This is a genomic window from Kitasatospora sp. NPDC023385, assembly GCF_055664045.1.
Window position 1 is genome coordinate 423,362 of the sequence record NZ_JBVOOL010000001.1, and the last position, 18,760, is coordinate 442,121.

The window sequence follows — 18,760 nt, forward strand, 5'->3', positions numbered from 1 at the left end:
AGTCCGGCTCCCCTCAGGGCCAGTCCCCGCGCGCCGCCAGGTCCAGTACCAGGGCGGCGATGTTCCACGCGTCGTCGTCACCCCGGTGGTGGCGGCCCTCCAGGGGGAGGCCCGCCACCGCCAGGGCCTGGGCCATGCCGGGGCGTCGTCGCAGGCCGTAGGAGGCGGTGAAGACGAGTTTGGCGTTGGTGTGGCGGTCGCAGAACGGGTACTCCGTCCCCGTCGAGCCGCACTGGCGGGTGAACTGGTGGCGGTCGTAGTCGCCCCAACTGGCCCACGGGACCGAGCCCGTCCGGTGCCGGGCCGCCAACTCCCGGCAGGCCTCGGCGAAGGGGAGGCCGCCGTCCACCTCCGCCTGCGTCAGCCCCGTCAGCTCCGCACAGAAGGGGCTCACCTCCGACCGGGCCGGGCGGACCAGCAGGCGGTGCCTGGCGAGGCGCTCACCCGCCCGCAGGTCGACCACCGTGAGCCCGATCTCGATGATCTCGCTCACCTGGCCGGGCGGTGGCTGGTCCTCCCAGCAGGTCGCTTCGACATCGACCACGTTCAGCAGGTGTTCATCGGCGCCCATGGGGAGTGAGGGTAGGGGCGTCCCGGCCCCCGGCGCACCCGGATTTCGGCGCATCCGGATTTCGGCGCATCCGGATTTCGGCGCGGGACGCCCGCTACTGCGCCAAGTACCCGCCGTCGACGGGCAGGACGGCGCCGGTGATGAACGAGGCGTCGTCCGAGGCGAGGAACAGGACGGCTGCCGCGACCTCGGCGGGATCGCCGAGGCGGCCCATCGGGTGGAGCTTCTCGATCGCCGTCAGGTACTCGGGGCCGCCGGGTTCATCACGCAGGCGGGCGACGCGCTCGGTGGTGATGGTGCCGGGGGCGACGGCGTTGACCCGGATGCCGCGGTCGGCCCACTCGACGGCGAGGTGCTTGGTGAGGCCGGAGGCCACGAACTTGGCGGGCCCGTAGACGGCCTGGCCGCGCTGGCCGGCCTCGCCGGAGATCGAGGACAGGCAGACGATCGAGCCGCCGGGCCGCTCCTGGGCGGTCATCGCCTGGATCGCGTACTTGCAGGTGAGGAACATGCCGCGGCCGTCCACGGCCATCACGTGGTCCCAGTCCTCGGCGGTGGCCTCGGTGATCTCCATCAGCGGGAGCACCCCGGCGTTGGCCACCAGGACGTCCAGCCGCCCGAGCCGTTCGACGGCGGCGTCGACCATCCGGCGGGCGTCCCCGTCGCTCGCCACGTCGCCCACCACCGTGCTGACCGCCCCCGGGAACCGGTCGGCCAGCCGGCGCAGCCCCGCCTCGTCGACGTCCGTGGCCACGACCGACGCGCCCTCGCGGACGAAGCGCTCCGCGACGGCTCGTCCGATACCGCTGGCCGCACCCGTCACCACGCACGAGCGGCCGACCAGCCGCCCGGCCACCAGGGCTTCCGCCGCGTTCACAGTCACCATGGGCGCGACTCTACCGACTGCCACGGGCGGAGGCCGGGCTTCCGCCGCCGGCGTTGAGGCGCACGTGGGGACGGTCGCCCCGGCCGCTGCTGCCGAGCTTGCCGGGCGGCCTGCTGGGCCTCTCCCGCCTGGAGGCCCAGCAGGTTCGGCGGGGCCGACAGCAGGGTGGAACGGTCGGAACGGCGGGGAACCGCCCGGATGCGGCGTCAGACCGTGAGGACGATCTTGCCGCGCAGGTGCCCGCGCTCGCTGATCCGCTGCGCCTCTGCCGCCTCCGCCAACGGGAGCACCCGGTGCAGCGGCAGCCGCAGGGCGCCTGCCTTGTGCAGGGCGAGCGCGGCGGCGTAGCCGCGCTCGTGGTGCGAGGCACCCTCGGCGCCGCCAGTGAAGCGGATGCCGTACTGCTCCGCGCCCACCAGGTCGGCGATGGTCAGGACCCGGTCCGCGCTGCCCGTCAGCTCGACCGACAGCGGCAGCACCCCGCCCAGCCCGACCGCGTCCAGCACACGGTCCACCCCGTCCGGGGCGACCGCCCGGACCCGCTCGGCCAGTCCCTCGCCGTACGCCACCGGGATCGCCCCGAGCTCGCGCAGGTAGTCGTGGTTGGCCTCGCTCGCAGTACCGACGACGGTGATCCCACGGGCCCGGGCGAACTGCAGCAGCACGGTGCCGACCCCGCCCGCCGCACCGTGCACCAGCAGGGTCTCGCCCGCACGCACGCCGAGGACGTCGAGGGCCCGTTCGGAGGTCTCGGCCGCGACCGGTATCGCCGCGGCCTCCTCCCAGCCGAGCGAGGCCGGCTTGTGGCCCAGGTGGTCGGCGGGCACCAGGACCTGCTCGGCGTAGGCGCCGCCCATCACGGCCCCGAACACCTCGTCCCCGGGCGCGAAGCCGCTCACTCCCTCGCCGACGGCCTCCACCACGCCGGCCAGTTCGTAGCCGGGCACCGCCGGGAAGGTGACCGGGAAGACCGCTGCCATCACACCGCTGCGCACCTTGTGGTCCAGCGGGTTGACGCCCACCGTGCGGACCGCGACCCGCACCTGGCCGGGGCCGGGAGCGGGCAGCTCGATGTCGATCGGGTGCAGCACGTCCGCGCCGCCGAACTCGCTGAAGGCGATCGCCTTGGTCATGGAAACTCCTTGGGGTTTCGGTGGGTTGGAACTTTCCGACAGCTCCCATCCTGGTCCGGGGCCCGCCGTCGAGAACCCTGCCGTTCGGACAGTTCGACCTGTCCGAACGGCCAGGCGGATCCGGTCGCGGCCGGACTAGGCTCGACCGCATGAACGGTGCGGACGGCGCGGGCGGGACGAACGGCGCGGGCGGGACGAACGGCGCGGGCGGCGCGGGCCGCGTGGACGAGCGGTGGCAGGAGTTCTGGGGTCGGCCCGAGGACGCGCTCGCGCGCGCCGTCGAGGTGCTGCGCACGCCGCGGCCGGAGCTCATGCTCCGCCTCTCCCGGACCCTCGGCACCCTCGTACCGCACGTGGCGGTCGCCCAGCTCAGCGGTGTCTGCACCTACTCCCCCACGCACGCCCACGGCCTGCCCGAACTGGTCGAGGGCATCAGCAGCCTGGAACTGGCCCGGCTGGCCGAGCGCACCACCGGAGCCCCCGGCGCCGACGCGGCCGACGCGGCCCGTCGGCCCTGGCAGGGCGACGTCGAACTCGCCGGCCGCATCCGGCCGGTGGTGGTCGTCGCGGCCGCGCCCGGCGGCGACGCCACGCCGGACGGCCCCGGCGGCGGAGCCGTCCTCGTCCTCGTCCGGGCGGACGCCACCCTCGTGGCGCCGGGGGCACTCGCCGTCCTGCAGCAGCTGTGGGAGCTGGTCATCGCCCACTCCGACCACCGCGCCACCGACGCCGGACCGAAGTACGCCGCGGCCTCCCGCGCCTCCGCCAACGCCCGCGCCCGGGCGATCGCCGAGTTCACCGGCACCCACAGCGCCGCGCTGAGCGCCATCCTGGCGCCGCTGCGCTCCGGCGACCTGGACGACGCGACCGCGCGCCGCAGCGCCACCGAGCTGGCGGTCACCGCCCTGCTCGACCTGCGCCAGGGTGCCGACCTGGACCGTACGCTCAGCGAGGAGCCCGCCGGCGCCGCCTTCGCCCGGCTCACCCGGGAGCTGCGTCCGCTGCTGCGGCACACCAGGGTCCGGCTGGACGCCGCGCCGCCCGCCGACGCGGCCCGCTCCGTCCCGGCCGACGCCGCGCACACCGCCCGGAACGCCGTCCGGGCGGCCGTCCTGCTGATGCTGGAGCACGAGAAGCCGACCCGGCTGCACGTCAGTTGGCAGTTCACCCCGGGCGACGCCCTGCGGGCGGTGGTCCGCGGCGACGGCCTGGGCGTGCTGGCCGCCGACGCCCTCGGCGTCCACCGCACCACGGACCGGATCGCGGCCCTCAACGGCCGGTCCACCGTCGAGGCCGTCCCCGGCTGGGGCACCACGGTGACCGTCGACCTGCCGCTCACCCTGCCCGAGCCCACCCTCGCCACCGACCCCCTGGACGGCTTGCAGCCACGGGAGTCGGAAGTCCTCGACCAGCTCGCCCAGGGCCGCCGCAACCGTGACATCGCGGCGGCGCTGCACATCAGCGAGTCGACGGTGAAGTTCCACGTCGCCAACATCCTGGCCAAGCTGGGCGTCGCCTCACGGGGCGAGGCGGCGGCCCTGGCCCACCGGGCGGGAATGCCGGCCGGCTCGGTGGGGCTGCACGTGGCGTCCTGAGCCCCCGGCCGACCCCGGTCCCGGTACCCGACGACGAGCCCGCGCGGAGTTCGATGCGGTGATCCCGGATCCGGCGGGCCGCCTTCGCCCGCGCTCAGCCCTCCCGGGCGAGCGTGAACTCGGCCTGGCCGCCGGTCATCAGGAAGCGCGCGGGCGTGCCCGGATCGTCCGGTTGCCAGCCCGCGGCGAGGCCTGCCCGGATGAGAGCGGCTGTCAAGGCGGGTCGGACGGGGTCGAGTTGGAAGACCTCGGAGATGCGGTCGGCGGGGGCTGTGAGCAGGATGCCGTAGTGGATCCACGGGTCGTCGAAGCGGCGGGTGACCTGCAGTGGGCGGACTCGACGCCCGGGTGTGTCGCGCCAGGCGCGGATGAGCACGTGCTCGCTGTCGCGGAAGCGGACGGCCCAGCGGTAGTCGTGGCCGTCGACGTGGATGCTGCGCGGTGTCCTCGGGGCCATCCCGTCACCGTACGCCCCGACGGCGGTCGACGTACCCGTCACATGGAGCGGGCGGCCGACGCACCCCGGCGCGCGCTCTGGACCGCCGACGACGGCAGCGAGCCGGTCCCGCTGCCGTCGCCAGGAACCGGTTCCGCACTAGGTCTTGCGCAGGTCCGGCGCCGGGACGCCGATCAGTAGCCGCCGGACCGCGTCCCAGGCCGCGCGCAGGGCGGCGGCGCAGGCGCGGGTGTCGGAGCCGAGCAGGCGCAGCCAGGCGCCGCTGTCCTGGGGGAGCACGCTGACGCCGTGGAGCAGGCCGCGGTCGGCCAGTGCCTCGTGCAGGGTGTCCGCGATCTGCCCGGCCGGGGCGAGCGGGCTGAGGACGTACAGGCTGGACATGACGTCGTGGCCGGCCAGGACGGCCGGCCCCGCGACGCCCGCGCCGGGGCCCGAGGGTTCCAGCCGTACGGTGTCCAGCGCCACCAACTGGCCGTCGGGACGCCGGATTTCGAGGTCGGAGGCGAACGCCTGGTAGGCGTTGCGCTCGCCGCGGGCGAGGCGGCCGGCCAGGACGGTCTCCCCGGCGAGGACGGTAGCGCCCGGGTCGGCGGTCAGGACGGTGCGCTGGTAGAGGCGGGAGTTGACGAAGGGGATCACCGGCTCGGGCAGGTATTCGACGTAGGCGCCGGGGCCGGCTTCCAGGTGGAGGAGCTGGGTCGCGTAGTCGAATTCCATCCGGTAGACCTTGGTGGCCGCCTGGGTGGTGAGGTGGACCGCCGTGTCGGCGCCACAGCGCACGTCGGTGCGCAGCCGGTCGGCCTGCAGGATGCCGCCGCCGGTGGACATGAGGAAGGTGACGGCGAGGTCGGGGCGGGCCGGGTCGAAGTGCAGCGGGCGCATGATCTGCAGCGGCGACTTCTGGTAGTGGCCGGTGAGTTCGGTGCGTCCGCCGACGTTCTCGAAGGCCAGTTCCAGCAGTCCGACCTTGCCGGGCCGCCCGACCGCGAGGGTGTCGGGCGTCCCGGCGTGCCGGCGGACCTCGTACGGGACGCGGGCCGGCTCGTAGTGCCGGGGGTCCAGCCGGGGTACCGGCCGGGGGGCGGCCGCGGCGGAGGATGCCGCGACGGGGGAGGCCGTCACGCCGGGACCTTCCGGAAGGTCTCCAGGAAGGCGGCGATCTCCTCCAGTCCTTCCCCGGTCAGCGAGTTGGTGAGCACCACCGGGCCGCCCTCGCGCACCCGGTGGGCGTCGGACTCCATGACGCCGAGGTCGGTGCGGACGTACTGGGCGATGTCGATCTTGTTGATGACCAGCAGGTCCGACTCGGTGATGCCCGGGCCGCGCTTGCGGGGCATCTTCTCGCCCTCGGCGGTGTCGAGGACGAAGAGGAAGAGGTCGACCAGCACCGGGCTGAAGGTCAGGGTGAGGTTGTCGCCGCCGGACTCGTAGATCAGGGTGTCGACGTCCGGGAAGCGTTCCAGGATCTCGGCGCCCGCGGCGAGGTTCATCGTCGGGTCGTCCCGTACGGCGGTGTGCGGACAGGCGCCGGTCTCCACGCCGACCACCCGTTCCGGGTCCAGCAGCCCGGCCAGGGTGCGGCGCACGTGCTGCGCGTCCTCCTGGGTGTAGATGTCGTTGGTGATGACCGCCGGCCGGTGGCCGCGCGCGATCAGCACCGGGACGAGCGCCTCGATCAGCGCCGTCTTTCCGGAGCCCACGGGCCCGCCGATGCCCACGCGGAGCACGTTCTCGGTCAACTCTCCTCCTCTGGTACGAAATCTGGGGTGCAACTGGCGTGAAATCTGGTGTGCGACCTGGTGTGGAATGGCGTGCGGGGCAGGGGTTCAGCTGGCGAACAGCCGGGCCTCGGCCCGCTCGTGCCGTCCGGACATCGCGTCGGCGACCGGTACGCAGCCGCCGAGGTCCGCCAACTCCCTTTCCAGCGCGGCCGCGACGACCTCGCGGATTACCGGCGAGGCAGCCCGCAGCACCACCTGTGCCCGCCGGTGGTCGGTGAGGCGCAGCCGCAGGGCGGCGCCGACGAAGCTGGTGCAGAACGCGAACAGGTCGCCGGTGACGGCCTGTTCGACGGGGACGCCGGCCGCGGCGTAGGCCACCCCGGCGGCCACCGCCTGGCAGCCGGGGGCGCGTTTGCCCGCGACCAGCGCCGCGTACTGCTCCAGTGGCTCGCCCCCCACCGACTCGCGTGCGATGTCGAGGAGTTGGCGTCCGGTGCGGGTGGCGGCAAGCCGCAGCTCGCGGTTGAGCTTGGTGGCGTGCAGCCGCTGGTCGGTCTCGGCCAGCCGGTCCCAGTCGGCCGCCGAGGCGGCCCGGTGGGCGACGGCGAGCGCGGTGGCGTCGGACGGTCCGACGCCGTGCCGCAGCAGGTCGGCGAGCAGGTCGGGCACGGTGTCGGCGGTGACGGCCTTGGCCTGGGCGTAGCCCTCCAGGCTGTGCGAGAGGGTGTAGAAGCCGCTGGGGAAGGCGGAGTCGGTCAGCTGGAGACACACCAGCAGCGCGTCGAGTCCGGCCCCGGCAGGCTCGGGAACGGTGCTCATGCGAGGTAGAACAGGTGGTTGAGCGGCAGTTCACGGGCCGGCTCGATGGTGGCGGGCTCGCCGTCCAGGGTGACCTTGTACGTCTCCGGGTCGACGGCGATCTTCGGCAGCGCGTCGTTGCGCACCATGTGCTGCTTGCCGACCGAGCGGCACCGCCGCACCGGCAGCACCCGGCTCTCCAGGCCGAGCCGGCCGGTTGGGGGGTGGGCAGCGAGGCGTTCGGGTCGCCCATCAGGGCCCAGTTGATCACCCCGCCCTTGATCACCAGCTTGGGCTTGGCGGCGAAGGAGTTGATCGGCCAGAGCACGATGTCGGCGAGCTTGCCGGGCTCCAGGGAGCCGATGTGGTCGGCGGTGCCGGAGGCGACGGCGGGGTTGATGGTGAGCTTGGCGAGGTAGCGCAGCACCCGGACGTTGTCGTGGCGTTCGCTGTCGCCGGCCAGTTTGCCGCGCTGGTCCTTGCAGTGGTGGGCGGTCTGGAACGCGCGGGTGAAGGTCTCGCCGATCCGGCCCATCGCCTGCGAGTCGGAGGAGAAGATCGAGATGACGCCCTCGTCGTGCAGGACGGTCTCGGCGGCGATGGTCTCGGCGCGGACCCGGGAGTCGGCGAAGGAGACGTCCTCGGGGATGTCGTGGCTGAGGTGGTGGCAGACCATCACCATGTCCAGCAGTTCGTCCACCGAGTTGACGGTGTAGGGCAGGGTCGGGTTGGTGGAGGACGGCAGGACGTTGGGCTCGCCGGCGATCCGCATGATGTCGGGGGCGTGGCCGCCGCCCGCGCCCTCGGTGTGGAAGGTGTGGATGGTGCGGCCGTCGATCGCGGAGAGGGTGTCCTCGAAGTAGCCGGACTCGTTGAGGGTGTCCGTGTGGATGGCCACCTGGACGTCGTACTCGTCGGCGACGCTCAGCGCGCTGTCGATCGCGGCCGGGGTGCTGCCCCAGTCCTCGTGCACCTTGAGTCCGCACGCGCCCGCCTCGACCTGCTCGCGCAGCGCGCCGGGCAGCGAGCCGTTGCCCTTGCCGAGCAGGCCGACGTTGACCGGCAGGTCCTCGACCGCCTGGTACATCCGGTGGATGTTCCACGGGCCGGGGGTGCAGGTGGTGCCGTTGGTGCCGTCGGACGGGCCGGTGCCGCCGCCGATCAGGGTGGTGATGCCGTTGCTCAGCGCCTCCTGGACCTGCTGCGGGGCGATGAAGTGGATGTGGGTGTCGATGCCGCCGGCGGTGGCGATCAGGTGTTCGCCGGAGATCACCTCGGTGCCGGGGCCGATGACCAGCTTCGGGTGCACGCCGCTCTGGGTGTGCGGGTTGCCGGCCTTGCCGACGGCGGTGATGAAGCCGTCCTTGACGCCGATGTCGCCCTTGACGACGCCGAGCACCGCGTCCAGCACGACGACGTTGGTGATGACCAGGTCGAGCGCGCCCTGGACGGAGGTGGCGGCCGGGTCCTGCGCCATGCCGTCGCGAATGCCCTTGCCACCGCCGTAGACGGCCTCGTCGCCGTAGTGGCCCTGGTTGAAGTCCTGCTCGACCTCGACCACCAGGTTGGTGTCGGCGAGGTGGAAGCGGTCGCCGACGGTCGGACCGAACAGGTCGGTGTACTGCTTGCGGGACAGGATGGCCATCAGCGGTCGCCTTCCGGGTGGGTCTCCGTGTGGAAGTCCCGGGGCCGGTCCTCCTTGTGGTCCAGGTTGGTGCCCTTGAAGCCGCGGGCGATCGCCCGGTCGATGGCGCGGGCGCGGGTGTCGGGTGCGGTGGTGCCGCCGTCCACCAGGTTGCTGAAGCCGACCAGGCGGCGGTGGCCGCCGAACTCGGCGAGCGTGACGTCCTTGGTGTCCCCGGGCTCGAAGCGGACGGCGGTGCCGGCCGGGATGTCCAGGTGCTTGCCGTAGGCGGCGTTGCGGTCGAAGTCGAGGGCGCGGTTGGCCTCGAAGAAGTGGTAGTGCGAACCGACCTGGATCGCCCGGTCGCCGGTGTTGCTGACCGTGACGGTGGCCTTGGCGCGACCGGCGTTGATCTCCACCGGGTCGTCGCCGTACAGGTATGCGGCGCCACCAGACATGGCTGGCCTTCCTCTCTGCCGGTTCCGTGGGGGGGTGCGGGGGTGCGGGGATGTGCGGGGGTGTGCGCGGGTGTGGGTGTTCGACGGTCCGGACGTGGGGGTGTCCGGGCGAGGTGAGTGCGAGTGCGAGTGCTGGTGCTGTTGCTAGTGCGAGTGGCTCTGGCGCTGGCCGTGGTGGTGGTGCGCTTCACCGGGGCCGTGGCTGTGCGCGTAGCCGTGCCCGTGCTCGGCGTCGAGGCCGGCCAGGATGCCGTCCTCGCCGTGCCCGAGCAGGTGCAGGGCCGCCGCCGTCCGGGCCGCGACCACCCCGGCGATCGCGGACGGCCGCAGCAGTGGTCCGCCGTCGCGTACGCCGGGTACCGGGTTGAGCAGGGCCGGGCCGAAGGAAGCCGGGACGGCCGTCACCTCGGGGGCGCCGAGCAGGCGGCAGCGTTCGGCGCCCTCGGCCGGGTCGGGGTCGCCGCCTTCGAAGGCCACCTCCACCCACCGGTGCCGCCCGTGCTGGCGGACCAGCCGGGCGATCCGGAACAGTTCGGCGTCCTCGAACGGCCCGGCCGCCGGGGCGGTGACCAGTACCGCGCCGCCCGGGGCCGTGGTGGCGACGGCGCGCAGCCAGCCGATGAGGTGTTCGGCGGCGCCGAAGGGAGCGGTCAGGGCGAGCCGTCCCCGGCCCTCCCCGGTGGCCAGCCAGCGCAGCGCCCGGGCGGTGTCGGCCACCAGTGCGGGGTCGCGGCCGAGCGTCATGGGGACGACGCACACCGGCCCGTCGCCCGCGGCCAGCGCGGACCGGACGGCTTCGGTGAGCGGCCGGCCCGCCGGAGCGGCGGCGTGCACGGCGAGGGCGTCGACGGCGGCCGGGCCGCCGGCCACCAGCGCGGCCAGGTCCTGTCCGCCGTAGCTCTCGTGTCCGCCGGCCAGCACCACGGTGGCGGCGCCCGGCCCGGTCGCGGTCACGGCGGCGGTGGCCTGAGGCCGTGCCATCGTTCAGGCCCCGACCGGGTCGTGGCAGGAGACCAGCTTGGTCCCGTCCACGAAGGCGGCCTCGACCTGGAGCAGCGGGAGCATCTCGCGCACGCCCGGCATGACGTCGGTGTTGCCGACGGCCTGCTTGCCGATCTCCATGCACTCGGCGACGGTGCGGCCGTCCCGGGCTCCTTCCATGATGGCCTCGCTGATCAGTGCGCAGGCCTCGCTGTAGTTCAGCTTGACGCCGCGGTCGCGGCGTTTGCGGGCCAGGTCGGCCACGACGTAGATGTACAGCTTGTCCATCTCACGCGGCGAGAGATTCACGGGAATCACTCTTCCTTTCCGAGGATCCGATGAAATGCAAGGGAGTTGGACGGACAATCAGACCCGGCGCAGGCGCGGAACGGTCGGTACCGCGGCCAGGAACAGCATCGTGGTCAGCACGAACGGCCAGGTGAAGGCGTGGCCGCCGAAGGCCGCCGAGATCGCCGCGAACGCCGGGGTCAGGACGGTGGCGGCGGCCGCGCCGAGCAGGGCGTAGGCCGCGCTCCAGCCGCTCGGGGCGACGAACACCCCGCACAGCGCCAGCGACACCAGCACGCCGCTGTAGCCGAGCAGCCCCTGTCCGACGGCCTCGCCGGGCGCGCCGAACGCCCAGGCGGTGAGCAGTCCGGTGGCGCTGCCCGCGCAGGCCGTCAGGCCCGCGCGTCGGCTCGCCGCGAACAGGCCGGTCAGGAACAGCAGGCCGACGTACCACTGCGGCATGAAGAAGATCTGACCGATGTTCGCGAAGAAGCCGTGCCAGAGCTGTTCCCAGCTCAGCCCGGTCGCCCCGGTGGCCGGTACGGGCAGGGCGGCGGGTGGCGCCGCTCCGTGCCACAGCCGCCGGAAGCCGGGTGCGGCGACCGTGACGGCCGTCGCGACCAGGCAGAACGGCGCGGTCAGCGCCGGGAGTCGCCACTTCTCCAGGAGCGCTCCGAGCCCGGCCGTGACCACCACGGCGACGGCGCACCCGAGGACCGCCACCGCGGCCGTCGCCGGGTGCCCGGCTTCGAGGAACACGGCGCAGCCGAGCGCCACCAGGCACCCGTTGTACCCGTACAGCCCGGCCCCGATGGTGCCCCGGTCGAGCCCCAGCCCGTACGCAACGGCGGTGGAGACGGCGCTGCCGAGGAGGCCGTAGAGGCCGTACTGCCGGCCCGCGGCGAACAGTGCGGCCACGAACAGGAGTCCGCACCCGACGGACGGCATGAAATCGACTTGGGCGATGCCGCGCAGGACCTCGGCGACCAACCTGACGGATTGCGGACGATCGGCCTCGGAGCCGTTCCCCCCGCCTTCTTGCTGACCCATGCTTCGCACCAATTCCCGGTACGGCCGGGGTGCTTGGAAGCAGCTCCCGGCGATTCCTCCGGAACCGTACTCCTGCGGATTGCGGGCGTGGGTGGATACGGCGGGTTACGTCAAATGGACGAACGGTGACCATCGGGCCGCTGAGCTGCAACATTCTGTTGAACGTGGCGGTCACACATTGGTTGAAGGTAGAAATTCTTTGCGAAGTTTTACTGATCGATGACGATGCCGGGAATCCGTCCGCGCCGGGAAATTCTGCAAATTCCGCGCAAATTCGCCACCGCCCGGCAATTCGGACACCGAGCCGATGGTGAAAGGGTGGAGCAGGGCACCGATGTGACGGAAATGTGCACGCAGTGCGGCGCCCGGGAGGCACGACCGCAGGGCCTGGCGGTCGTGCCTCCCGGCGCACACGGCCGCGGAGGACCGTCCGGCCACTAGCGTGCCGCCGCGGTCTCCCGCAGGAAGTCCAGCACCAGCGCGGCCGTCTCCTCCGGCCGTTCCAGGCTCGGCAGGTGGCCCGCCCAGGGCAGTTCGAGGTGACGGGCGTTCGGAAGCCGGGCGGGGAGCCCGGCGGCGAGCTCCCGGAAGTCCGGCACGTCGTGGGCGCCGCCGACGACCAGGGTGGGGGCCGTGATCGCGGAGAGGTCGACGACCTCCTCGCGGTCCGGGCCGACCGTCGCGTCCGCCTGCACGTCGAACGCGTGCCGCTGCATCCGCCGGAGGCTCTCGCGGGCCTGCGGACCGGCCTCCGGCCCGAGCCAGGTGTCGACGTTCAGCTCGACCGCGGCGTCGACGTCCCCCGCCTCGATCAGCGCGTCCTCGCGCGCCCCGAAGGCGCGCAGCGTCTCGCCGGGCTGGTGCCCGGGCACCGCCGGCGCCAGCAGGGCCAGCGCGGTGACGGCCGCCGGCCGCAGCGCGGCGACCGTCAGGGCGATCCGCCCGCCGTAGGAGGAGCCGACCAGCGCGGCGGACCCGATGCCCAGGTGGTCGAGCAGCGCCAGGGCGTCTCCGGCGTCGCTGTACGGCCCGTCGGCGAGCGGCGAGTCGCCGAACCCGCGGAAGTCGCACCGGACCACCCGGTAGCCGGCTTCGACGAGCCGCTGCCACTGCACGTCCCACATCCGCCGGTCGCACACCGAGGAATGCAGCAGCACCACGGCGGGCCCGCTGCCCACTTCGTCATGAGAAAGGATCATCCGGCGGATCGTAGGGGCTTCCGCCGCCGGCTCCCACCGGTTTTCGCTCCGCCCGTTTTCACTCCCCTCGTTTCGACTCCCACCCCCGCTTCCGTCCCCGCGCCCGTCCCCTCCTGCTGTCGCCCCGCCGATCCCCGGAGACCCCTCTCCCCGTAGCTCTGGATGGACGGGGTCCGGGACGGGAGTAAGCGCTTTCGGCCGCCGGCGGGCTCTGGGTGGGTGAGGAGGTGCTCATGTTCATGAGAGAAGCGAAGAGCGGGCGGGACGACGAGTTCCAGGCGTTCGTCGTCGGGGTCTGGCCGCGCCTGGTGCGGACGGCGTACCTGCTGGCCGGCGAGCAGTACGCGGCGGAGGACCTCGTGCAGTCGGCGGCGGAGAAGGCCTGTGCGTCCTGGTCCAAGGTGCGGCGGGCGGACGACCCGTACGCCTACGTGCGGCGGATCCTGGTCAACCAGCACGCCCGCCGCTGGCGGCGCCGGCCGCCGGAGCTGCTGGTGGACGCGGTGCCGGACGCGGTGGCGCCGGGGGACGGGTTCGCCCGGTCCGACCAGCGCGGGGCGCTGCTGGCCGCGCTGGCCACGTTGCCGCCGCGCCAGCGCGAGGCGGTGGTACTGCGGCACTGGGAGGACCTGAGCGACAGCCAGACGGCGGCGGCCATGGGGTGCTCGGTGGGCGCGGTGCGCAGCCACGCGTCGAAGGGCATCGCGCGGTTGCGGCAGGTCACGGAGCTGGTGGCGTTGAAGGACGCGGAACACATCGGAGGAGCGGCATGAACCCGGACCCGGACGGTAGGAGCGTGGACGTGAACGACGGCAAGGACCTGTGGGTCGGCCTCGGGCTGGCCGAGGCGGCGGCGGGCGCGCGGGTGGGCGCGGCGCCGGTGGCGGACATCCTGGCGGGCGGCCGCCGGCTGCGGCAGCGTCGCCGTACGGCGGTCGGCGCGCTGGCGCTGGCCTCGGTGGTGGCCCTGGCGGGCGGGGCGATGGCGCAGCTGCACCCGGGCCAGGGGTCCGGTCGGCTGTCCCCGGCCGGGACCGGCGCCGTCGTCGCCCCCGCGGGCGTCCCGACGGCCGGTGCGGCCGCCCCCACCACCCCCGGCGTGCGTGACCCGTTCACCCCGGTCCGGGTCCGGATCGGGCAGGGCGTCGTCGGGGGAAAGACGTGGGAGCTCTGGGAGGCGCTCTGGCCGGCGGCGCCGAAGGACCGGGCGTACGAGCAGGCGCTCGCGGTGTGGCAGGAGCGCGCCCCGTACGATGCGGCGGTCACGAAGCCGACGGAGGACTTCGTCCTGCACTACTACAACCCCGACTCCGACGTCACGAACACCTACTTCACGGTGGACGGGGTGCGGCTCGGCCACGACGCGCAGGGCACCACCGAGTCGCCGGGCAAGCTCGACCCGCGGAACGCCACCATCTTCGGCGGCGGCCTGGTGGGCCACCGGGGCAAGGGCGACACCGTGGCCCCGCTGGACGTGGTGAACCTGTCCATCGGCCCAGACGTCGGCCGGGTGCTGGTGACCTGGGCGGACGGCACGACCACCGAGCCCCGGGCCGTCACCGTCGGCGACTCCCCGACCCGCCAGATGGTGATCGCCCGCCCGGGGTCCATGCGGGCGACGTCCTGGCAGTTCTTCGACAAGGACGGCAACAAGCTCCCGGACGCCGGTGCCAAGTACCTCACCGAGCCTGCCTCCTCCTGATTCCGTGCCGGGCCGGGCCCGCCGTCAACCCGCGGCGGCGGTGGCCCCGGTGGCCTCGGTGGCCTCGGTGGCCTCCAGCAGCAGCTTCGCGGCCACCGCCGCGCCGTCCGTGCGGATCGCGGCCGCGGTGGCGGCGGCCCGTTCGACGGTGGCGGGTGCGAGGGCCTGCCGGAGGGCGGAGGTGAGGGAGTCCACCGTCGGGGTCGCGCCGTCGTGGGCGACGCCGATGCCCAACTCGGCGGCCCGGGACGCCCAGTACGGCTGGTCAACGATCTGCGGGACCAGCACCTGGGGCACGCCGGCCCGGGCGGCCGTGGTGGTGGTGCCCGCCCCGCCGTGGTGGACGACGGCGGCGACCCGGGGGAACAGCGCCTGCTGGTTGACCTCGCCGACGGCGAAGCAGTCGGCCGCGCCGTCGACCTCGGTCAGTTCGGCCCAGCCGCGCCCGAGCAGCACCCGGCGGCCCAGGGCGCGGCCGGCCTCGACGGCCACCCGGGCGGCGCCCGCCGCGTCCCCCAGCGGCATGCTGCCGAAGCCGACGTAGACCGGCGCCCCGCCGGCTGCCAGGAAGGCCTCCAGGTCGGCGGGCAGCGGGCGTTCGTCCGGCAGGATCCACGCCCCGGTCTGCACCACCTCGCGGTCGGCGGGCAGCGTCCACGGGCCGAGCATCGGGTCGGTCGCCAGCCAGGGGCGGTCGGTGAACACGTGGTCGCGGACGTTGTCGACCACTGGCAGCCCGACCGCCGCCCGGTGGCTGTTGACCGGCTCGCCGAACAGCGCGTTCATCGTCTCGATGTTGAGCTCCCACAGCTCCCGGGGGTCGGTCACGTCCGCCGGGTACGGCCGCATCGGGTACTCGAACGGCGGGTGGTGCGGGGACGGCAGCATGGTGGGCTGCAGGGCGACGTACGCGAAGCGGGCACCCCGCTTCTCGGCCGCCGCCTGCGCACCGGCCACGGCCGGGAACAGGCCGGTGGCCACCACCGCGCCGCTCGGCTCGGCCTCGGCGAGCACCGCCTCGTAGAACTGCTCGACCAGTCTGGCCGCCCGCCGGGGGAAGTCCGACTGCCCCTTGGGCGGGGCGGTCACCAGCGCGCGCAGCGACTGCCCCACCGGCACCGTCTCCACGCCGGCCTCGGCCAGCCGCGTCGCGAACTCCTCGTCCGGCGGGGCGCAGACCCGCACCTGCACGCCCAGTTCCCGCAGCCGCACCGCCAGCCCCGCCAGCGGCTCGACGTCCCCGCGCGACCCGTACGTCGACAACACCACTCGCACGTCGTGGCTCCCCCGTTCCCGATGATCATGTCCTTGAGTCGGCGATTCTGCCGCACCACCAGGGCCTTGCCGCAAGGCTCCCCGCGCGCTACAAGTTGAGAGTGGCGGGGAGTGAGGACGCCTCCTCCGCTCAGCGCCTTCTCCGCGCATCCTCTCCGCGCTTCCGCCCCCTCGTTCTGCCAGACTCCTGTCACATGCGAGCGATCATCGAGGAGATGGCCGGGCAACTGGCAAGGGTGCCGGGCGTGGTGGGCGTGATGCTCGGCGGCAGCCGGGCGCGCGGCGAGCACCGGCCGGGCTCGGACTGGGACCTCGGCGTGTACTACCGGGGCGCCCTCGACCTCGGCGCCCTGCGGGAGTTGGCCGGCCCCGGGGTCGAGGTGGCCGGGCCGGGCGGCTGGGGGCCGTGGGTGAACGGCGGTGCGTGGCTGCGGGTCGACGGTGTCGCAGTGGACTGGATCCTGCGGGACCTGGACCGGGTCGGCCGGGTGTGGGAGGACTGCCGGGCGGGCCGGTACGAGGTGGGGGTGCAGCCGGGCCATCCGCTCGGGTTCTGGTCGCCCTGCTACCCGGGCGAGGTGGCCCTCGGGCAGGTACTGGCCGATCCGGGCGGGGAGTTGGCGGCACTGCGGCAGCAGACCGCGCGCTACCCCGAGCCGCTGCGCGCGGCCCTGACGGCGGCCGCCTGGGAGGCCGGGTTCCTCCTCGACGTCGCCGCGAAGGGCGCCGAACGGGCGGACTCGCTGTACGTCTCGCTCTGCCTGTCCCGGGCCGTCGGGGTCCTGGTGCAGGCGCTGTACGCCCACGACCGCCGCTGGTGCCTCAACGAGAAGGGCGCGCTGGCCGTCGCCGAACGACTGCCGGGCGCACCCGCCGGCTTCGGCCCGCGGGTGCGCGGCCTGCTCGCCGCCCCGGGCGGGACGGCGGACGAACTGGTGGCGACGGTCGCCCGGGCGCAGGAGCTGACCCGGGAGACCGTCGCCGCACTCGGCGACTGAACCGGGCCCCAGCGGCTGCCGGTTGCGGTCCTGGCCGTTCGGCCATTGCCGGTTCCGCCGATGCCCGTTCCGCCGATGCCCGCTCAGCCGCCGCCTGTTCCTGCGCCGCTGGGTTCCGCCGCTGCCGGGCCGACCGGCCTCAGGCGGGCCGGGCGAAGGCCTGCTGGTAGGCCGGGCCGGCGATGGGCCGGCCGCGGTGGACGGCGTCGGGCAGGTCGAAGGCGTCCACCAGTGCGAGGCCGTGTTCGGCCAGCCGTCCGACGGATCGTTCCCGCAGACCGGGAAGCCGCGAGGCCTGGCTGGCCGTCAACTCGTCGGCGCCGAGCAGCAGCGTCCCGTGGGCGTCGATCCGGCGGAGGGTGAACAGCCGGTGCAGGTCGTGCAGCACGGCGCGGGCGGTGTCGTCCTGCGCGGCGTCGGCCCAGGCGAGGAGGGCGGCCGCCGCGTCGTGTTCGGCGCGCGCGGTGACGGCGGCCAGGGCGTCGGGCGCGGCGGCGTTCCAGCGGCGCAGGCCGTCCCCGGCGGGGGCCTCGCGCAGCCGGGTCCGGGCGCGGGCCAGGCACAGTCGTACGGCGGCCTGCAGTAAGGCTTGGCGGACTTGCGGATCGGCGGGATCGCCCGCCGTCGGGCGGGGCGCCACCGGTTCGTCCGTCAGCAGGAGTTCGGCCGCGGCCTTGGCCCAGAGGGCGAGGTTGTCGCCCTCGGCGGTGATGGCGCCTTCGACGTCCGCCGCGTACGCGACGATGCCGTTCACCGGCAACAGCCCCTGGGCGCCGCAGCGTTCGCGGGCTTCGGTGATGAGGTCGCGGGCCTGCCAGGTGGTCCAGCCCTTGGCGATGGCGACCTGCCGTTCGGCGATGGCGGCCGCGTCCGGGTCAGCCGGGTCGTGCCGGGTCCAGCGGTCCGTGGTGGCGCGGTGCAGGGCGGTCATCGCGTACGCGGTGGCGAGGCCGTCGAGCAGCGGGCCGTGGTGGGTGCGGTGGGCCCAGACGGGGATGCGCCGGTCGGGGCGGGCGCCGGTGACCTCACGGTGCTGCGCGTACCGGACGGCGGTGACGAGGGCGGCCCGGGCGACGCCGATCGCGGCGGCGCTCATGCACAGCTTGCCGACGGTGACCCGGCCGATCGCAGAAAGGAATCGTTTCCGCTTGCTGCCGAGGGGGCTGGTGAGCGTGCCGTCGTCGGCGAGCCGGCCATGGGCGCCGGTGAGCAGGGCCTCGTACGGCAGCCGGAACCGGTCGAAGGAGGTGACGCAGTGGTCGACCGGGCTGCCGGGGCGCTGCGGCAGCGGCTGGACGTCGATCCCGGGCAGCGGGCGTCCGTCCTCGTCGCTGAGCGGGACGAGGAAGAGGAAGATCCCGTGGTCGCGCCCGTCGACGCGGAGCCGCGCGGCTACCACGGCGGATTTGGCGCCGCCGGCCGGGCCGGTGTTCGGCATGAACTTCCGGGCGGAGAGGCCGGGTGTGTGCAGGGTGAAGACGCGGTCGGTGCGGTCGTAGTCGGCGACGGTCTCCAGCGCCGCGGCGTCATTGCCGTGGCCGACTTCGGTGCACAGGAAAGTGCCGATCCGGTCCATCCGGAGGTAGTCGTCCAACGGCCGCTTGGGCGAGGGGTCGTGGTCGATGAGGCTGCCGAGGAAGAGGTTGTAGTGGATGCCGGCGAGGACGGTGAGGCTGCCGTCGGCGACGCCGGTCCACTCGTGCAGGGCGGCGAGCAGGTGCGGGTCGCGGGCCAGGGCGGCGGGGTCGGTGTAGGCGTTGAGCTGCCGCAACCTCCGGTAGGAGGCGTCGATCTGGTCGGCGACGGGGGCTTCGGTGCGGCGGTGCGTGGCGGGGTCGGCGATGAAATCCCGCCAGGGGCCGTGGACGCGTTGGCGGTCGGGGCCGAAGAGGAGGCGGGACAGTTCGGCGGTCGTCGGTGTCATGTAAGCGATCAAGGGGCGGGCGGCGCAGAAGTCACGGCCTTGTGATCGAGATCACCGGGCGCGCCCGGGCGGCGGGCCCTGCCGGTGCCGCGCCGCCCGT

19 protein-coding genes and 1 pseudogene are annotated in these 18,760 nt (G+C 74.0%); 4 read left to right on the plus strand and 16 right to left on the minus strand.

What is annotated here, in order from left to right; translation table 11 throughout:
• Positions 1-13: 13 nt before the first annotated feature.
• The 3 genes from AC0B61_RS01860 to AC0B61_RS01870 all read right to left on the minus strand — a co-directional run bounded on the left by AC0B61_RS01860 (position 14) and on the right by AC0B61_RS01870 (position 2,590).
• Positions 14-571 (minus strand): 3'-5' exonuclease, encoded by a 558-nt coding sequence (locus AC0B61_RS01860; protein WP_471738616.1) that lies wholly within the window; start codon positions 569-571, stop codon positions 14-16.
• A gap of 94 nt (positions 572-665) precedes the next feature.
• A complete protein-coding gene (locus AC0B61_RS01865; protein WP_471738617.1) occupies positions 666-1,457 on the minus strand; it encodes an SDR family NAD(P)-dependent oxidoreductase in 792 nt (263 codons plus the stop codon).
• A gap of 206 nt (positions 1,458-1,663) precedes the next feature.
• Positions 1,664-2,590 carry an NADP-dependent oxidoreductase gene (locus tag AC0B61_RS01870; protein ID WP_471738618.1) on the minus strand — a complete coding sequence of 309 codons (927 nt, stop codon included), beginning with the start codon at positions 2,588-2,590 and terminating at the stop codon, positions 1,664-1,666.
• Between the two features lie 149 nt (positions 2,591-2,739).
• Between AC0B61_RS01870 and AC0B61_RS01875 the strand changes: the two genes are divergently transcribed.
• Positions 2,740-4,185, plus strand: coding sequence for a helix-turn-helix transcriptional regulator (locus tag AC0B61_RS01875; protein ID WP_471738619.1), 1,446 nt, complete (start codon positions 2,740-2,742; stop codon positions 4,183-4,185).
• A gap of 94 nt (positions 4,186-4,279) precedes the next feature.
• On the opposite strand, the gene AC0B61_RS01880 is transcribed toward AC0B61_RS01875, so the two are convergent.
• The 11 genes and pseudogenes from AC0B61_RS01880 to AC0B61_RS01930 all read right to left on the minus strand — a co-directional run bounded on the left by AC0B61_RS01880 (position 4,280) and on the right by AC0B61_RS01930 (position 12,761).
• Positions 4,280-4,642, minus strand: coding sequence for a hypothetical protein (locus AC0B61_RS01880; protein ID WP_471738620.1), 363 nt, complete (start codon positions 4,640-4,642; stop codon positions 4,280-4,282).
• Between the two features lie 138 nt (positions 4,643-4,780).
• The gene (locus AC0B61_RS01885; protein WP_471738838.1) at positions 4,781-5,764 is read right to left on the minus strand and encodes an urease accessory protein UreD; all 984 of its coding nucleotides are present in this window, start codon (positions 5,762-5,764) and stop codon (positions 4,781-4,783) included.
• Positions 5,761-6,381, minus strand: coding sequence for an urease accessory protein UreG (gene ureG, locus AC0B61_RS01890; protein ID WP_471738621.1), 621 nt, complete (start codon positions 6,379-6,381; stop codon positions 5,761-5,763). The genes AC0B61_RS01885 and ureG overlap by 4 nt, the downstream gene beginning before the upstream one ends.
• A gap of 87 nt (positions 6,382-6,468) precedes the next feature.
• The gene (locus tag AC0B61_RS01895; protein ID WP_471738622.1) at positions 6,469-7,182 is read right to left on the minus strand and encodes an urease accessory protein UreF; all 714 of its coding nucleotides are present in this window, start codon (positions 7,180-7,182) and stop codon (positions 6,469-6,471) included.
• Positions 7,179-7,352: a hypothetical protein gene (locus AC0B61_RS01900; protein WP_471738623.1), complete on the minus strand. Its 174-nt coding sequence runs from the start codon at positions 7,350-7,352 to the stop codon at positions 7,179-7,181. The genes AC0B61_RS01895 and AC0B61_RS01900 overlap by 4 nt, the downstream gene beginning before the upstream one ends.
• A 2-nt stretch (positions 7,353-7,354) precedes the next feature.
• Positions 7,355-8,806 (minus strand): annotated as a pseudogene (ureC, locus tag AC0B61_RS01905) (urease subunit alpha); the annotation flags it as partial.
• On the minus strand, positions 8,806-9,243 hold the full coding sequence (locus AC0B61_RS01910; RefSeq protein ID WP_471738624.1) for an urease subunit beta: 438 nt from the start codon (positions 9,241-9,243) through the stop codon (positions 8,806-8,808). The pseudogene ureC and the gene AC0B61_RS01910, both read right to left, overlap by 1 nt.
• 144 nt (positions 9,244-9,387) lie before the next feature.
• On the minus strand, positions 9,388-10,224 hold the full coding sequence (locus AC0B61_RS01915; RefSeq protein ID WP_471738625.1) for a sirohydrochlorin chelatase: 837 nt from the start codon (positions 10,222-10,224) through the stop codon (positions 9,388-9,390).
• 3 nt (positions 10,225-10,227) lie between these two features.
• Positions 10,228-10,533, minus strand: coding sequence for an urease subunit gamma (locus AC0B61_RS01920; protein ID WP_471738626.1), 306 nt, complete (start codon positions 10,531-10,533; stop codon positions 10,228-10,230).
• A 57-nt stretch (positions 10,534-10,590) separates the two neighbouring features.
• On the minus strand, positions 10,591-11,562 hold the full coding sequence (locus tag AC0B61_RS01925; protein ID WP_471738627.1) for an urea transporter: 972 nt from the start codon (positions 11,560-11,562) through the stop codon (positions 10,591-10,593).
• Positions 11,563-11,999: 437 nt separating this feature from the next.
• Positions 12,000-12,761 carry an alpha/beta fold hydrolase gene (locus tag AC0B61_RS01930; RefSeq protein ID WP_471738628.1) on the minus strand — a complete coding sequence of 254 codons (762 nt, stop codon included), beginning with the start codon at positions 12,759-12,761 and terminating at the stop codon, positions 12,000-12,002.
• Between the two features lie 239 nt (positions 12,762-13,000).
• Here AC0B61_RS01930 and AC0B61_RS01935 point away from each other — a divergent pair, with 239 nt between their 5' ends.
• Both AC0B61_RS01935 and AC0B61_RS01940 read left to right on the plus strand, forming a co-directional pair.
• Positions 13,001-13,534, plus strand: coding sequence for a SigE family RNA polymerase sigma factor (locus AC0B61_RS01935; protein WP_471738839.1), 534 nt, complete (start codon positions 13,001-13,003; stop codon positions 13,532-13,534).
• Positions 13,531-14,463: a hypothetical protein gene (locus AC0B61_RS01940; protein WP_471738629.1), complete on the plus strand. Its 933-nt coding sequence runs from the start codon at positions 13,531-13,533 to the stop codon at positions 14,461-14,463. Before AC0B61_RS01935 ends, AC0B61_RS01940 begins: the two co-directional genes overlap by 4 nt.
• Before the next feature lie 24 nt (positions 14,464-14,487).
• Here the strand turns inward: AC0B61_RS01940 and AC0B61_RS01945 are convergent, their stop codons facing one another.
• Positions 14,488-15,738 (minus strand): glycosyltransferase, encoded by a 1,251-nt coding sequence (locus AC0B61_RS01945; protein WP_471738630.1) that lies wholly within the window; start codon positions 15,736-15,738, stop codon positions 14,488-14,490.
• Positions 15,739-15,932: 194 nt separating this feature from the next.
• Here AC0B61_RS01945 and AC0B61_RS01950 point away from each other — a divergent pair, with 194 nt between their 5' ends.
• Positions 15,933-16,736 carry a nucleotidyltransferase domain-containing protein gene (locus tag AC0B61_RS01950; protein WP_471738631.1) on the plus strand — a complete coding sequence of 268 codons (804 nt, stop codon included), beginning with the start codon at positions 15,933-15,935 and terminating at the stop codon, positions 16,734-16,736.
• Positions 16,737-16,875: 139 nt separating this feature from the next.
• Here the strand turns inward: AC0B61_RS01950 and AC0B61_RS01955 are convergent, their stop codons facing one another.
• The gene (locus AC0B61_RS01955) at positions 16,876-18,660 is read right to left on the minus strand and encodes an acyl-CoA dehydrogenase family protein (protein ID WP_471738632.1); all 1,785 of its coding nucleotides are present in this window, start codon (positions 18,658-18,660) and stop codon (positions 16,876-16,878) included.
• Positions 18,661-18,760: the final 100 nt, after the last annotated feature.

Coding starts and splice junctions, on each gene's coding strand:
- AC0B61_RS01915 (WP_471738625.1), bottom strand. CDS start 10,224: ATGGCACGGCCTCAGGCCACCGCCGCCGTGACCGCGACCGGGCCGGGC.
- AC0B61_RS01940 (WP_471738629.1), top strand. CDS start 13,531: ATGAACCCGGACCCGGACGGTAGGAGCGTGGACGTGAACGACGGCAAG.
- AC0B61_RS01930 (WP_471738628.1), bottom strand. CDS start 12,761: ATGATCCTTTCTCATGACGAAGTGGGCAGCGGGCCCGCCGTGGTGCTG.
- AC0B61_RS01875 (WP_471738619.1), top strand. CDS start 2,740: ATGAACGGTGCGGACGGCGCGGGCGGGACGAACGGCGCGGGCGGGACG.
- AC0B61_RS01955 (WP_471738632.1), bottom strand. CDS start 18,660: ATGACACCGACGACCGCCGAACTGTCCCGCCTCCTCTTCGGCCCCGAC.
- AC0B61_RS01865 (WP_471738617.1), bottom strand. CDS start 1,457: ATGGTGACTGTGAACGCGGCGGAAGCCCTGGTGGCCGGGCGGCTGGTC.
- AC0B61_RS01935 (WP_471738839.1), top strand. CDS start 13,001: ATGAGAGAAGCGAAGAGCGGGCGGGACGACGAGTTCCAGGCGTTCGTC.
- AC0B61_RS01880 (WP_471738620.1), bottom strand. CDS start 4,642: ATGGCCCCGAGGACACCGCGCAGCATCCACGTCGACGGCCACGACTAC.
- AC0B61_RS01950 (WP_471738631.1), top strand. CDS start 15,933: ATGCGAGCGATCATCGAGGAGATGGCCGGGCAACTGGCAAGGGTGCCG.
- AC0B61_RS01895 (WP_471738622.1), bottom strand. CDS start 7,182: ATGAGCACCGTTCCCGAGCCTGCCGGGGCCGGACTCGACGCGCTGCTG.
- AC0B61_RS01910 (WP_471738624.1), bottom strand. CDS start 9,243: ATGTCTGGTGGCGCCGCATACCTGTACGGCGACGACCCGGTGGAGATC.
- AC0B61_RS01870 (WP_471738618.1), bottom strand. CDS start 2,590: ATGACCAAGGCGATCGCCTTCAGCGAGTTCGGCGGCGCGGACGTGCTG.
- AC0B61_RS01925 (WP_471738627.1), bottom strand. CDS start 11,562: ATGGGTCAGCAAGAAGGCGGGGGGAACGGCTCCGAGGCCGATCGTCCG.
- AC0B61_RS01860 (WP_471738616.1), bottom strand. CDS start 571: ATGGGCGCCGATGAACACCTGCTGAACGTGGTCGATGTCGAAGCGACC.